This is a genomic window from Mycobacterium riyadhense (assembly GCF_963853645.1).
Classification (GTDB): domain Bacteria; phylum Actinomycetota; class Actinomycetes; order Mycobacteriales; family Mycobacteriaceae; genus Mycobacterium; species Mycobacterium riyadhense.
Window position 1 is genome coordinate 5,902,099 of record NZ_OY970456.1, and the last position, 14,729, is coordinate 5,916,827.

12 protein-coding genes are annotated in these 14,729 nt (G+C 64.8%); 7 read left to right on the forward strand and 5 right to left on the reverse strand.

What is annotated here, in order from left to right:
- Positions 1–109: 109 nt before the first annotated feature.
- Both AADZ78_RS25995 and AADZ78_RS26000 read left to right on the forward strand, forming a co-directional pair.
- Entirely contained in the window at positions 110–817 is a 708-nt protein-coding gene (locus tag AADZ78_RS25995; RefSeq protein ID WP_372510541.1) for a cutinase family protein, read from the forward strand.
- A gap of 62 nt (positions 818–879) precedes the next feature.
- On the forward strand, positions 880–1,863 hold the full coding sequence (locus AADZ78_RS26000) for an SDR family NAD(P)-dependent oxidoreductase (protein ID WP_085252791.1): 984 nt from the start codon (positions 880–882) through the stop codon (positions 1,861–1,863).
- Here AADZ78_RS26000 and AADZ78_RS26005 read toward each other — a convergent pair.
- Entirely contained in the window at positions 1,860–2,006 is a 147-nt protein-coding gene (locus AADZ78_RS26005) for a hypothetical protein (RefSeq protein WP_169726399.1), read from the reverse strand. The two genes, AADZ78_RS26000 and AADZ78_RS26005, sit on opposite strands and share 4 nt — an antisense overlap.
- Positions 2,007–2,773: 767 nt before the next feature.
- Here AADZ78_RS26005 and AADZ78_RS26010 point away from each other — a divergent pair.
- Both AADZ78_RS26010 and AADZ78_RS26015 read left to right on the forward strand, forming a co-directional pair.
- Positions 2,774–4,579: an FAD-dependent oxidoreductase gene (locus AADZ78_RS26010; RefSeq protein ID WP_085252790.1), complete on the forward strand. Its 1,806-nt coding sequence runs from the start codon at positions 2,774–2,776 to the stop codon at positions 4,577–4,579.
- Positions 4,576–7,782 (forward strand): MFS transporter, encoded by a 3,207-nt coding sequence (locus AADZ78_RS26015; protein ID WP_085252813.1) that lies wholly within the window; start codon positions 4,576–4,578, stop codon positions 7,780–7,782. The genes AADZ78_RS26010 and AADZ78_RS26015 overlap by 4 nt, the downstream gene beginning before the upstream one ends.
- Positions 7,783–7,798: 16 nt before the next feature.
- Here the strand turns inward: AADZ78_RS26015 and ligD are convergent, their stop codons facing one another.
- Positions 7,799–8,821, reverse strand: coding sequence for a non-homologous end-joining DNA ligase (ligD, locus tag AADZ78_RS26020; RefSeq protein WP_085252789.1), 1,023 nt, complete (start codon positions 8,819–8,821; stop codon positions 7,799–7,801).
- Positions 8,822–8,858: 37 nt separating this feature from the next.
- Between ligD and AADZ78_RS26025 the strand changes: the two genes are divergently transcribed.
- Together AADZ78_RS26025 and AADZ78_RS26030 are read left to right on the forward strand one after the other, a co-directional pair.
- Positions 8,859–9,953, forward strand: coding sequence for an ATP-dependent DNA ligase (locus AADZ78_RS26025; RefSeq protein ID WP_085252788.1), 1,095 nt, complete (start codon positions 8,859–8,861; stop codon positions 9,951–9,953).
- A 45-nt stretch (positions 9,954–9,998) separates the two neighbouring features.
- On the forward strand, positions 9,999–10,439 hold the full coding sequence (locus tag AADZ78_RS26030; RefSeq protein ID WP_085252787.1) for a hypothetical protein: 441 nt from the start codon (positions 9,999–10,001) through the stop codon (positions 10,437–10,439).
- Between the two features lie 7 nt (positions 10,440–10,446).
- Here AADZ78_RS26030 and AADZ78_RS26035 read toward each other — a convergent pair whose 3' ends face one another.
- Positions 10,447–11,679: a cytochrome P450 gene (locus AADZ78_RS26035; protein ID WP_085252786.1), complete on the reverse strand. Its 1,233-nt coding sequence runs from the start codon at positions 11,677–11,679 to the stop codon at positions 10,447–10,449.
- Positions 11,680–11,761: 82 nt separating this feature from the next.
- Here AADZ78_RS26035 and AADZ78_RS26040 point away from each other — a divergent pair, with 82 nt between their 5' ends.
- Positions 11,762–12,814: a DUF2330 domain-containing protein gene (locus AADZ78_RS26040; protein ID WP_085252785.1), complete on the forward strand. Its 1,053-nt coding sequence runs from the start codon at positions 11,762–11,764 to the stop codon at positions 12,812–12,814.
- Here AADZ78_RS26040 and AADZ78_RS26045 read toward each other — a convergent pair.
- Positions 12,811–13,293 (reverse strand): NUDIX domain-containing protein, encoded by a 483-nt coding sequence (locus AADZ78_RS26045; protein ID WP_085252784.1) that lies wholly within the window; start codon positions 13,291–13,293, stop codon positions 12,811–12,813. The genes AADZ78_RS26040 and AADZ78_RS26045 overlap by 4 nt on opposite strands.
- Before the next feature lie 14 nt (positions 13,294–13,307).
- Complete coding sequence (locus AADZ78_RS26050; protein ID WP_085252783.1) at positions 13,308–14,669, reverse strand: WS/DGAT/MGAT family O-acyltransferase; 1,362 nt, start codon at positions 14,667–14,669, stop codon at positions 13,308–13,310.
- Positions 14,670–14,729 lie beyond the last annotated feature (60 nt).

Sequence of the window (14,729 nt, forward strand, 5' to 3'; positions counted from 1 at the left end):
TACGGTTACTCGTGAAACATGTTGCGGTATAAACGGACCGCTATCGCGGCGGGAAGGATTCGCGGCGACTGCTGGCCAATCAATATCCAAATCAGGTAAGGGTGTTCGAATGAAGCAACACGTCATTGCAGTGGCACGTCGCGTTGCGTTGGCCGCAGGTCTGGCGGCGGCGCTGACAACTGGCACGATGCCGAGCATGCCCGTCTGGTCGGCCGCCGCCGAACCATGTCCGGACGTTGAGGTGGTGTTCGCCCGCGGCACCGGCGAGCCACCGGGGCTTGGCGGCATTGGCGGGTCATTCGTCGATGCTCTGCGGCCGCAAATCGGATCCCGGTCGCTGGGGGTTTACCCGGTCAATTATCCGGCCAGTACCGATTTTGGCAGCCCCGATTTTCCCAAGACGGTCATCGAAGGGATCCGTGACGCGAGCTCGCATATCCAGTCCATGGTGGCCAGCTGCCCCAATACCAGAGAGGTTCTCGGCGGCTACTCCCAAGGCGCGGCCGTTGCGGGCTACGTCACCTCGGCTGCCGTACCACCCGGCGTTCCCGTCGCCGCGGTGCCCCCACCGATGCCACCCGCGACGGCAAACCACGTCGCCGCGGTCGTTCTTTTCGGAACACCTTCGCCGCAATTCCTCGGACAGTATGGAGCACCACCGATCGCCATCGGCCCGCTGTATCAGCCCAAGACCATCCAGCTATGCGCCGACGGCGACCCGATATGCGGTACCGGCGAAAGCGCGGCCATCCATACTCTGTACGCGGTGAACGGCATGACAAACCAAGGCGCCGATTTCGCCGCAAGTCACCTGTAACCCCCCAGCCGTGTGATGCACCCAACAATCGCCCGGCTGGTACACCGTTGCACAATCTCAAGATGCGTGTTCTGGTAACCGGCGGGACGGGATTCGTGGGCGGCTGGACCGCCAAGGCGATTGCTGACGCGGGACACTCCGTCCGGTTCCTGGTCCGAAATCCCAAACGCCTCACTACATCTGTCGCCAAGCTGGGTGTCGACGTCTCGGATTTCGTTGTCGGGGATATCAAGGACCGTGACTCGGTGCACGAGGCGCTCAGCGGATGCGACGCCGTCGTACACAGCGCCGCCCTGGTCGCCACCGATCCTCGTCAGGCTCAGCAAATGCTTTCCACGAACATGGAGGGCGCACGAAACGTTCTTGGTCAAGCCGTTCGACTAGGCCTGGATCCGATCGTGCATGTGTCAAGCTTCACCGCGCTTTTTCATCCCAACTTGGAAACGCTGACGGCGGACTTGCCCGTTGTCGGTGGAACCGATGGGTACGGCACCTCCAAAGCGCAGGTGGAAATTTATGCCCGCGGATTGCAGGACGCCGGGGCACCGGTGAACATCACCTATCCCGGCATGGTCCTGGGTCCGCCCGTCGGCGACCAGTTCGGCGAAGCCGGGGAGGGGGTCAAGGCCGCGCTGCAGATGCACACGATTCCCGGACGGAATGCGGCGTGGCTGGTCATTGACGTCCGCGATGTGGCCGCACTGCACGCCGCCCTGTTGGAACCCGGACGGGGGCCACGTCGCTACATGGTGGGCGGCCACCGGATTCCGGTGGTCGAGCTCGCGAACATGCTCAGACAGATCGCCGACACTCCCATGGTTGCCGTTCCGATTCCCGACACCTGGCTGCGGGTGGCCGGGAGTTTGTTGGATCTCGCGGGTCCGTATCTTCCCTTCGAGAATCCATTCACCGCTGCGGGGATGCAGTACTACACGCAGATGCCGGAATCCGACGATTCGCCAAGCGAGCAAGAACTTGGTATCGCCTACCGGGATCCACGCGACACGGTGGCCGATACGGTCGCGGCCCTACGCGCGACCCGCTAATCCGCCTCAGGGGGTTCCGCGTCATCTTCAGCCGGTGGCGAGCTCTTTAGCCACTTCCTCAGCCTAAGAAGCTCATTGATCACGATGCCGATCCCCAGCAGTACCAGCGTCGTCACCACGATCGCGGTTGTCACAGACTCCATGGTGACAGGCCGACACGTCGGCAGGACGAAGCCCCCGCCCTCCACGAGTGACGTCGTGAGCCCACACGCTGCCGGGTCTGATCGCCGCGGTGCGTCAATTCTGCTCGGCGTGAACAAAACTCGACACTGACCCGGTCAGGATCGAGTGCTCGGGCGGAGCCTCGGACATGATTCCGGCGCCGGGCATGTCGGATCTAGCCGGGACCAAGGTCGAAGATGTCCCTTCAACTGCAGACGACGTCCGCCCTCCGATGCTCGTTCGATGCCGAATGTGTTGGTATCAGCTAGAAGTCGTGCGGCTCGTGTGTGTGTAGAGAGGTGCCTCATCGCGTCGCACGCAAAGCCCGGATGGGGGTTGGCGACGATGCCGATGCCGTTCCGTACGGGGGCATAGCATTTAACCGGACAGTTTGCAAAGTCGTTGGACACCTTGCTGTCTCGCGCGACAACCACACAGCATTGGAGCAAATCCGCAACAGGCCATATGTCGGACAACCCCTGTCCACCGACTGTATGACACGAATTTCATGCCCTGGACGACTAGGCGCAACACATCGTGCTGGTAGACACTTTGTGCCGGTAGCCCCGGGAAGCCGGCGATCGCTCGGAGCGGTCGCCTGGAACCAGGGAGCCTCCTACACCGCGAGTCCACCGTCGAACTCACGCACCTGCCGCCGCGCAGGTTGATTCGACTAGTCGCATTCCCTGATTTGCACTAGCTAGCCCCCGGAGAAATTGGAGCCACGACAACCGTGTCAGAAGACGGGATGAACCCGCCGATGCCTGCCAAAACACATGTCGTCATTGCCGGTGCTGGAATCGCGGGAATGGCTGCCGCCATGCTCCTGGCCGAAGCCGGAATGCGGGTCACGTTGTGCGACGCCGCACCCGAAGCCGGCGGCAAGGCCAAAAGCTTTCGACTCGCGGATGGTCACCCGACCGAGCACAGTTTGCGGGTTTACACCGACTCGTACCAGACCCTGCTCACCCTGTTCGCCCGCATACCCACCGAGAATGGCATGACCGCGCTCGACAATCTGGTCGGCGTGAGTCTCGTCTCGGCTACCAAACGCGGCGTGATTGGCCGAATGACTGCGCCGGTTCCGTTGCGACGCCGGCGGCCGACGTTTGCGCAGATCGTTGACAAGGTGGTCGAACCGCTCCGGCAGCTTGGCCGGATCGCAATACGGAGCCTCATGGTGATTGTGGGTCTGGCTCAAAGAGGACTGACACCCACCGAGGTCATCCACTATCTCTACGCGCATCTGCGCCTGTTGTGGATGTGCAGGGAGCGACTCTTCGCGGAACTGGGCGATATTTCGTATGGGGACTACCTACAGCTAAGCCACAAGTCTCACCAGGCGCAGGAATTCTTTTCGGTCTTGCCGCGCATTTACGTCGCGGCGCGCCCCAGCGCGGAGGCGGCAGCGATTGCTCCTATGGTTCTCAAAGGGCTGTTTCGCCTGAAAAGCACGTGCCCTTCAGCTCTCATTGACGCACAGCTGCCCTCGATCATGATGATGGATGGGCCGACGAGCGAGCGCATGATCGATCCCTGGGTTCGTCACCTCCGACATCTCGGTGTCGACATCCAATTCGACACGCGCGTCGGCGATCTCGAGTTCGGGGATGGCCGCGTCACCGCACTGATATCGGCTGATGGCCGCAGGTTCGCTTGCGACTATGCCATCCTCGCCGTGCCCTATCTGACGCTTCGTGAGTTGGCCACATCGGATCGCGTCAAGCAGCATCTTCCTCAGCTCACCGAGGTGCATGCCATTGCGCTCGAGGCATCGAACGGAATCCAGTGTTTTCTGCGCGACATTCCCACGACGTGGCCTTCATTCGTCCGCCCCGGCGTGGTCGCCGCGCATGTGGAAAGCGAGTGGTCCCTAGTCTCCGTTCTCCAGGGGGAAGGCTTCTGGAGAAACGTCTACCTGCCCGACGGAACCAAATACGTTCTGTCGATCACCTGGAGTGACGTGGACAAGCCCGGTCCGGTTTTCCATCGGCCGTTGAGCGAATGTACGCCAGAGGAGATATTGACCGAGTGCCTGGCGCAGTGTGGCCTCGATCGGTCGCCCATCCTGGGCTGGCAGCTTGATCAGGAGCTGAAGTTCCTGGGCGAGGCCGACTACCAGACGCTGGCGGACGAGCTACCCCCGCATCTTGTCTCGGCGCCCACGTCCGGGAAGCGCATGGTGAATTTCTCGCCGCTCAACATTTTGATGCCGGGCGCTCGCCACCGATCTCCGGGCATTTGCACGGAAGTGCCCAACCTCTTTCTTGCCGGTGAAGCCATCTATTCGCCCGACTTGACTTTGTTTGTTCCCACCATGGAGAAGGCCGCAAGCTCCGGTTACCTGGCCGCCCACCAGATCATGAGCGTGGTTGCTTCCCATGTCCCGCCTCCACTGCGGATCGACTTCCGTGATCCCGCCCCGTTCGCGGTTCTCCGGCGCGTGGATCGATGGTTTTGGCGCCGCAGCCAGCCACCCGACCGATCGACAACCCCGACCAGACTCACTCCCTTGACCAGCACCAACCCGCGCAGAACCTGGAGTTCACCATGACCGTCCAGACCGTCTCCACCGTCAACGCTCCGCCCGTTATCGACGCCGGGCCCGCCGGACCCGGCAGACGGGGCCGTGGCCGCCGGACCACCCCGCTCACTCGACGCCGTCAGCCCTCCCCGGCGTCGGTGCTGCTGGTGGCGGCCTTCGGCGCCTTTCTCGCTTTTCTTGACTCGACGATCGTCAATGTCGCGTTCCCCGACATCCAGCGGTATTTCCATAGCGGCATCAGCGACCTGTCGTGGGTGCTCAACGCGTACAACATCGTCTTCGCGGCGTTTCTGGTGGCCGCGGGCAAGCTCGCCGACCTGCTAGGGCGCAAGCGGGTCTTCCTCTATGGCGTGGTGTTGTTCACGATCGCGTCCGGGTTGTGCGCGGTCGCCGACAGCGTCGGGGAACTGGTCGCGTTTCGCGTGCTGCAGGGCATCAGCGCAGCGGTCTTGGTACCGGCATCGCTGGGGCTGGTGGTCGAGGCCTTCCCCGCCGAGCGGCGCGCGCATGGGGTGAACCTGTGGGGTGCGGCGGGAGCCATCGCCGCGGGCCTCGGCCCGCCGATCGGTGGTGCTCTCGTTGAGGCGTGGGGCTGGCGGTGGGTGTTCCTGGTGAACCTACCGCTGGGGGTTGTGGCCGTGCTGGCGGCTCGGCGGGCGCTGGTGGAGAGCCGGGCTTCCGGACGACGGCGCGTGCCCGACGTGCGTGGTGCGGCGCTGCTGGCCATCGCGCTGGGGTTGCTGACCTTGGGGTTGATCAAGGGCCCGGACTGGGGTTGGGACAGCCCGGCGGCGAGCGGGTCCTTGGTGGCCGCGGCGCTCGCGATGGTCGGATTTGTGATGAGCTCGCGACACCACCCCGCACCACTGGTAGAGCCCGCGCTGTTGCGGATCCGCTCGATCGTGGCCGGCAGCGGGCTCACCGCGGTCGCCAGCGCCGGTTTCTATGCCTATCTACTGACGCACGTGCTGTTCCTGAAGTACGTGTGGGGCTACACGCTGCTGCAGGCCGGGCTGGCCGTTGCCCCGGCCGCGTTCGTCGCCGCCGTCGTCGCGGGGCTGCTTGGCCGCGTCGCCGACCGACACGGTTACCGCGTCATCATCGGCGTCGGCGCGCTGATCTGGGCCGGCAGCCTGTTGTGGTACCTCGAGCGTGTCGGGTCCAAGCCCAACTTCCTGGGCGAGTGGCTGCCCGGCCAGCTACTGCAAGGAATAGGCGTGGGCGCGACGTTGCCGCTGCTCAGCAGTGCCGCCCTGGCCGGGCTTGCCGCAGGCGGCAGCTACGCCACCGCTTCGGCGGTGATCGGCGCCATCCGCCAGGTGGGCGCCGTGATCGGCATCGCCCTGCTGGTGGTCCTGATCGGCACACCGACACCGGGCCAGGCCGAAGAGGCGTTGCGGCGTGGCTGGGCGATGGCCGCGATCTGTTTCGTGGCGGTCGGGATCGCTGCGGTGCTGCTCGGCCGCGTCCGCCAGGCCCCCGCAGAGGCTGTTGAACCCCAGCCTGCGCGCGAACCCGCGCCGCCGGTCGCTCCGGTGCGACCTCAGCTGACGGCACCCACTCCGGCCGCGCCAGTGCCCCCAATGCTCAAGGCTTCCCACGAATTCGACTTGCTGCAGGCGCTGCGGTTTGCCCGACCGGACGCGCAGGAGGTTGAGCTGCAGGCCGGCTCGTATTTGTTCCGCGCGGGCGATATGTCCGATGCGCTCTACGTGGTGCGCCGCGGCCGCCTGCAGGTCCTCGCCGGCGGCGGCGAGCAGGAAGAAGTGGTCGCCGAGCTGGGCCGCGGCCAGGTGGTTGGCGAGCTCGGGGTGCTGCTCAACGCGCCCCGCTCCGCGACAGTGCGGGCGGTGCGCGACTCGACCCTGACGCGACTGACCAAGCCCGAATTCGACAAGATCGCCGACGCCGGCGTGCTCGCGGCACTGGCAGGGGTACTGGCCAAGCGACAGCACCAGACGCGTGTCGCTGCCCAGCGGACAACGCCCGAGGTCGTCGTCGCCGTCGTCGGTGTCGATGCCACCGCGCCCGTAGCGATGGTGGCGACCGAATTGTGCGCGGTGCTGTCGACCCGGCTACGCGCAGTTGCCCCCGGCCGGGTAGACCGCGATGGGTTGGAACGTGCCGAGCAGGCCGCTGACCGGGTGGTGATACACGCGGCGGTCGATGATGCGCAGTGGCGGGACTTCTGTTTGCGCGTCGCCGATCGCGTGGTGCTGGTCGCGAGCGACCCGGCGCCGCGTTCAGCACCACTGGCGGCCCGAGCGACCGGCGCCGACCTGGTGCTGGCAGGACCAGCCGCCGGCCGGGAGCAGCGACGTGCCTGGGAGGAATTGATCACGCCGCGGTCGGTGCACACTGTCCGCGGCCGAACGGTTGCCGACGACTTGCAGGTGCTGGCCGCGCGTATCGCGGGGCGTTCTATCGGATTGGTCCTTGGCGGTGGGGCCGCGCGGGCGTGTGCCCACCTCGGCGTGCTCGAGGAATTGGAGGCCGCCGGGGTCACCATAGACCGGTTCGCCGGGACCAGCATGGGGGCGATCATCGCCGCTCTGGCGGCCAGCGGTAGGGACGCCGCCGCTGTGGATGCGCAAATCTACGAGCACTTCGTACGCAAGAGCCATGGCGACTACACCCTGCCGAGCAAGGGACTCATCCGCGGAAAACGCACCCGGGCCTCCCTGCGCATGATCTTCGGAGACCAGCTAGTCGAGGAATTGCCCAAGCACTTCCGCTGCGTCAGCGTCGACCTGCTGGCCCGACAGCCCGTCGTGCATCGCCGAGGCCTGCTCGCCGATGTCATCGGCTGCTCGATGCGGCTGCCCTTTCTGTACGCGCCAATGCCCTACAACGGCACACTGCACGTCGATGGTGGCGTGCTGGACAACGTGCCCGTCACCACATTGGTGGGGAAGGACGGTCCGCTCATCGCGGTGAACGTGGCCGCTGGCGGAAATCCAAACCCCGCGTCCAGCGGCAATCGCCGCGGCAAACCACGGGTGCCCGGCCTCACCGACACCCTGCTGCGCACCATGACAATCAGCAGCGCGATGGCGTCAGAAGCGGTGCTCGCACAGGCCGACCTCGTGATCAAACCCAACCCAATCGGGGTCGGACTAATGGAGTACCACCAGATTGACCGTGCCCGCGAAGCAGGCCGGAGCGCGGCCCGCGAAGCGTTGCCACAGATTATGGAGCTGGTACACCGCTGAACAGCGGCTCGCGCCGCTACTTCCGATCCGTATCCCGGCTCGGCTGCACCCGCTTGGGTTCGCCCGGCATCTTCGGATAGTTCGGCGGATACGGCATATCGCCAAGCCCGCGTTCTTCGTCGGCCGCCACCATGTCCAGCAAGGGGGCGATCGATTGGGCCACGTCATCCATGGCGGCCCACGGGTCGGCGCGGTCCCGCACCAGGTCGGGGACGGTCGCCATCGTGTAGTCGTCCGGATCGGCGCCGGCCAATTCCCCCCACGTGAGTGGCATGGACACGGTCGCGATCGGGGTACGACGCACGGAATACGCCGACGCCATGGTGCGGTCGCGGGCGTTTTGGTTGAAATCGATGAAGATGCGCTTGCCACGTTCTTCCTTCCACCACGACGTCGTCACCGCATCCGGCGCGCGGCGCTCCACCTCGCGGGCCAGCGCGATGCCCGCCCGGCGCACTTCGATGAAATCCCAGTCGGTGGCGATCCGCAGAAAAACGTGGACCCCGCGACCCCCGGATGTCTTCGGATAGCCGACCAAACCCAGCTCGTCGAGCAAAGGTCGCAGCACATCGACGGCGATCGCGCGTGCCTGTTCGAATCCGGTGCCGGGTTGCGGATCCAGGTCGATGCGCAACTCGTCGGGATGCTCGGTGTCGGGACAGCGCACCTGCCAGGGGTGCAGCGTGACGGTGCCCATCTGGGCCGCCCACACGATCGCTGCTGGGTGCGTCACCTTCAGCGCGTCGGCGGTCCGCCCCGACGGGAATGTCACCCGGCAGGTTTCGAGATAGTCGGGATGGTGCTGCGGTATCCGTTTCTGGTAGATCTCCTCGCCTTCGATGCCGTCGGGAAAGCGCTGCAAGTGCGTCGGCCGGTCCCGCAGCGCGGTCAGCATCGGACCGGCCGCCACAGCGCGGTAGTACGCGACGAGCCGACCCTTGGTGCCGTTCGAGCCGAGCTGGGGAAAATACACCCGGTCCGGATTGGTCAACCGCACCGCGATGCCGTCGACGTCGAGTTCTTCTGCTGCGGCAGCCATATCTGGATTCCAGCATGCCGCACGCCAGAATGAAGCAATGGACTTACCCGTCATGCCGCCGGTCTCACCGATGCTCGCCAAGTCGGTGAAGTCGATCCCACCCGATGCGTCGTATGAACCCAAATGGGATGGGTTCCGCTCCATCTGCTTTCGCGACGGCGACGAGGTCGAGTTGGGCAGCCGCAATGAGCGACCGATGACCCGCTACTTCCCGGAGCTGGTCGCCGCGGTCAAGGCCGAGTTGCCACAACGTTGCGTGATTGACGGCGAGATCGTCATCGCCAGAACCCGCGGCGCCTATCAGGGGCTGGACTTCGAGGCATTGCAGCAACGCATCCACCCGGCCGATTCGCGGGTGCGAATGCTCGCCGAGCAGACACCGGCTTCCTTCATCGCCTTCGACCTACTTGCCCTCGGCGACGACGACTACACCGTACGCCCGTTCAACGAGCGGCGCGCCGCCCTCGTCGATGCGGTGAACTCGGGTCCGTCGATCCACGTCACGCCGGCAACCACCGACTTATCCACCGCCCAGCGATGGTTCGACGAGTTCGAAGGGGCCGGTCTCGACGGCGTCATCGCCAAGCCGCTGACAATCACCTATCAGCCCCACAAGCGGGTCATGTTCAAGATCAAGCACGAGCGGACCGCCGACTGCGTGGTGGCCGGGTACCGGGTGCACAAGTCCGGCGGTGACGCGATCGGGTCGCTGCTGCTCGGGCTTTACCAGGATGACGGCCAACTCGCATCGGTCGGAGTGATCGGCGCGTTCCCCATGGCCGAACGACGACGGCTGTTCACCGAGCTGCAGCCGCTCGTCACCAGCTTCGACAACCACCCATGGAACTGGGCGGCACATGAAGCCGGCGAACGCACTCCGCGCAAAAACGAGTTCTCCCGCTGGAACGCCGGCAAGGACCTCTCGTTCGTGCCGCTGCGACCCGAGCGGGTGGTCGAAGTGCGTTATGACCACATGGAAGGCGTGCGTTTCCGACACACCGCACAGTTCAGCCGATGGCGCCCCGACCGCGACCCGCATTCATGTACCTACGAGCAGCTGGAACAACCAGCTACTTTCAGCCTGGGCGACATCGTGCCCGGGCTCATTGGCGGTAGTGCAGACGGCCCATAACGGCCAAATGCAAACAATTTTCGCTAGCGACGTTAGGCTGTCGCAATGCACGTAGCGGCATTGTTCGTGGCGGGTTCAGCCACCCTCGCTGGCTCCGCGATTAACGCCACCCAAATACCCACGACCAGTTATGACGTCGACCAAATCCCCATGTGGCTGACGGTTCCGGTGGTGCTGGTGGTGCACGCGCCAAGTGGCGGAGACTACGACCCACAAATTTTTGTTGTGTGCAAAGATCCGGGCGGGGAGCGGCGCGGAGCGCTGCGATCGAGCTGGGACTGGCCTGACGAGGACGGCAAGCCATCCAAGTACCGGTGCTTTACCTACGACCTCTCGTTCGCGATCGAATCCGAGGGTGAGTACACGATCGGTGCTTACTACGACGCGGAGGCCACCGACCAGGTGGCCACACCGATACCGCTGGCGATCAGACTGGCCGGTCCCCGGCTGCCCGGCAATAACGGCCTGGGTACCGGCTCGATCTAGGGCGCGGTCAGACCGCCACCATCAACTCGGAGAGTCCGCGCAACGTGACGTTCGGCTTGTACTGCGGCTCGACGTCCAGCAACCGCGCGTTTGGGAAGCGTGCGGTCACGGCCGCAAGGGCAACGCTGGCTTCCAGGCGCGCCAGCGGAGCGCCCAGGCAATAGTGCGCCCCGAGGCCAAATCCCAAGTGCCGCACCGTCCCCCGGTCTGGGTCGAAGACATCGGGCCGGTCGAACTCCTCGGCATCACGCTGCGCGGCGGCCAGCAACAGCATCATGATATCCCCCTTGGGCACCTCTACCTCACCAATTGTCATGTGGTCGAGGGCAATTCGGCTGGCAAGTTGTACGGGCGGGTCGTAACGCATCGTCTCCTCGACGACCGCCGAGGCGCGACCGGCGTCGCCGCCCAGCGCGGCCCACTGCGGGCGGTGGCGCAACAACGCCAACATGGCGTTCGCAATCAAGTTCACCGTGGTCTCATGTCCGGCGATCAGCAACAGGTTGCAGGTGGCGACGATCTCCTCGGTGGTCAGCTGGTCACCGGCTTCCTCCACTGCGACCAGACCCGACATCAGGTCGTCGCCGGGGTGCGAGCGCCGCTGCTCGATTAGGCCGCGCAGGTAGTCGCGCAACCACAGAGCGGCTTGCCGGCGCTCCTCGACACCGTCCTCTGGCTGGCCGGTAATGGAGACGAAGGGGTCAAGCGCCTGCGCCAACCGAGCCGAGGCGCGGCTGAATTGCGGCTCGTCTTCCAGCGGCACACCGAGCAGCCGGCAGATGACCGCCACCGGCAGCGGATAGGCGAAGTCGCGGATGACATCGAACTGGCCATCAACCCGGTCCAGCAAGCCGTGCACCAGCGCCCCGATGTCGGGTTGCAGCGCGTTGACAACCTTGGGCGCGAAAGCCTTGCTGACCAGCTTGCGTAGCCGGGTGTGATCGGGGGGATCGAGAAAGAGGAATCCCGGCGGGCCGAGCGGGCGTTGCTCTATGCCGTTGCTGATCTCCCGCTGCGCAATCGTCGAGTTGAGCCGGTCGCTGCTCGACAGGGGGTGTCGCAACACCTCCTCGCAGTGTCGATACGCGGAGAAGACGGCGAGGTTGGCCTCTGGCAGAAGGACGGGTCCGCGGTCCCGAAACTGCGCATAGAGCGGGTAAGGGTCCGCCCGGTTGGCCGGATCAAGCATCCTGAGCAGTAGGGCTTGTGATTCGGCCTGAACTGTCGAGGTGGACGTCATTCTCACAGTGTGCCTGCATCGCCGAGAGTGGCGGTGTTCAAAGTGGGTCGCCTCACGCATGCAGCCGCGTAGCATCAGCGGAATGACGGTGCGTCGCATCGGCCGGTTGGGGGTTGTCGTCATCGTTCTGGCCGCCAGCATGGTGCTGAGCGCACCGAGTTACGCGTGTGCTTGTGGTGCGGCCGTCGCTCCTGACGGTGCCCAGGCCACGATGAACAATGAAGTGGCGCTGGTGCATTGGGATGGGACAACCGAGAATATTCTCATGCGGGTCGCGATGAACGCCGCTACGGACAACGTCGCCCTGGTGGTTCCGACTCCTGCACCGGCGACCGTGGCGGTGGGCGACAAGGCCGCTTTCATGGAGCTGGACGAACTCACCGCGCCGCAGATCCAGCACCAACGACGTTGGACTCTGGGGATCGGCATTGGAGATCCCGCGCCACGCGAAGGGGCGGTAGCGGCCCGGCCGCCAGAGGTGGTCAATCAGGTGCGCCTCGGCCCGCTCGAGGCCACCACCCTGGCCGGCGGTGACCTGGCCGGACTGCAAAAGTGGTTGGCCGACAACGGTTATTCCATCCGGCCGGCGGTGTCCGACGCTCTGAATCCGTATGTACGCGAAGGCTGGGCGTTCGTCGCCATGCGCCTGACGAGCGACGCCCCGATAGTAGGCGGGCTCAATCCGGTGCGACTCACCTTCCAGTCGCCACGCTTGGTCTATCCGATGCGACTCTCGGTCGCCGCCCCGGACCCACAACATGTGATCATCTACACCTTGTCCGACCACCGGCAGCAGCGCACCGATGCCGACGCAGCCGTCCAGAACACCAAAGTCGAATTCGCCGGCAATGTCGTAGCTGCCGTTCGTGACCCACTGCTGCGCGAATGGGTCGGCAACCATGGTCCGTATCTGACCAAGACGCAGGTGGACATCCTTCAGACGTCGCGAATCTCGTCGGATTTCACGTTCGGCAACGCACCAAACGACAATGCCTACCGGCAGGTCCACATCGTCTATGACAACATCGAAATCCCGGTCGTGCTGGTGGTGTTCGCCGGGTTGGTGGTCATCGCGATCGCGGCGACGGTGATCTTCGTGACGGTCCTGCGCCTTGGTCGACGGCGGGGAGCTTAGCCTTCGGTTAACCCGGCGACCACCGGATCGTTCATCAACCGATCCAGAATGGCGCGCTGACCCTTGAGCAGCTTGGCGCGCGCCCGCGCCACCGGAAACCAGCCCACCCGGTCGACTTCGGGGAACTCCCTCAGCTTGCCCGAACCCTTGGGCCACTCCATTTCGAAGGTGTTGCTGCGCGCGCAGGTGACGTCGAGGTCGCCGCGGACGGCATACACGGTGACCACCTTGCCGCCGGGTTGTTTCACCGAACCGAAGTCGATGTGCGGCCCGTCAGGCACCGGCAACCCGATCTCCTCGCCGAACTCGCGTTGGGCGGCCACCCACGGATCGTCGCCGTCGGTGTACTCACCTTTCGGAATTGACCAGGCGCCCTCGTCCTTTCGGGCCCAAAACGGCCCGCCCGGATGAGCGATCAGGACTTCGACGACCCCCGCGCGCGCCCGGTATAACAGCAGACCGGCGCTGAGCTTGGGCATGCGATGTGGCCGTTTCAGACTCCGACGGCCTGTTCCAGGTCCTTCAACGACGACTCGAGGTGCGCGAGTAGCCGCTGCAAGTGCGGCACGCTGCGGCGGCATCCGACCAGTCCGAAATCCAGATTCCCCGCGTTGTTCACCAGGGTTATGTTCAGCGCTTGACCGTCCGGGATGTTCGACAGCGGATAGCTGCCGTCGAGCTTCGCGCCGCCGTAGTACAGCGGTTCTGCGGGGCCCCGCACATTCGAGATGACGATGTTGAACGGTGGACGCACCGTCGACAGGTAACCCGGTATGCCCGCCAGGGCCAGCGGCGCCATGTTCAATGCGGACAACGCCAGCACCTGCAATTGCGGCAGCTCGGCGAGCACCTTTTTGTTGCCGCGCATGGAGTCGCTGATGACCTGAATCCGCTCCGCTGGATCCTCGACGTCAGTGGCGAGGTTACACAGGATGCTGCCGACCTTGTTGCCACCGTCGTCGGCCTCCTTCTCTGAGCGCAGGCTAACGGGAACCATCGCGATCAACGGGGTGTCCGGCAGCGCATCCTGCTCCATCAGGTAGTAGCGCAGCGCACCGGAGCACATTGCCAGCGCGGCGTCGTTGACGGTCACACCAGCGGCCTGCTTGACGTTCTTGATGCGGTCCAGCGACCACGACTGCCCGGCACACCTACGCGCTCCCCCGATCTTGACGTTGAACATGGTGTGCGGAGCCGCGAACGGCAATGTCAACTGCTGCTCGAACAGTGCGGCACGGGCCAGCTTCAGAGTCGAAGGGGCGAGTCCCACAATGGATCCCGCTACTTTGATCAACGAGTCCAAAGTCGACGATCCGCCGCCGGAGTGCTCGCGGGGCGGCCGCGGTAGGTTCCACATCGCCCGCACCTCGGTGTCTTGCGGGTCGGGCGACAGCGTCCGCTGCATCAGCTTCACCGCCGAAACACCGTCGATGAGGGCATGATGCATTTTGGTGTACATGGCGAACCGGCCGTCGTTCAGGCCTTCCACCACATGCACTTCCCACAGCGGGCGGTGACGATCAAGCAGGCTGGTGTGTAGCCGGGAGGTCAGCTCGAGCAGGTCGCGAACCCGACCCGGCGACGGCAGCGCCGAGCGCCGCACGTGATAGTCGACGTCGATCTCATCGTCATAGGCCCACGCCACACGGGCGATTCCGCCGCCGATGGTCGCGGGGTGCTTGCGGAATGTGGGCTGGAACTCGTCGTTGGCAAGCAGAGCGTCGGTGAACTGTCGAACGAATTGTCGATCGGCCCCCTCCGGGGGCTTGTACAACGACAAACCGCCTACGTGCATGGGGTGCTCGCGTGATTCGACAAACAGAAACATCGAGTCGGTGGGCATCATCAGCTCCATGCGCCTATTAGATCGCGATATAGCAATTTGCGGTAGCGGCGCCCCGCGACCGGGCCCGTG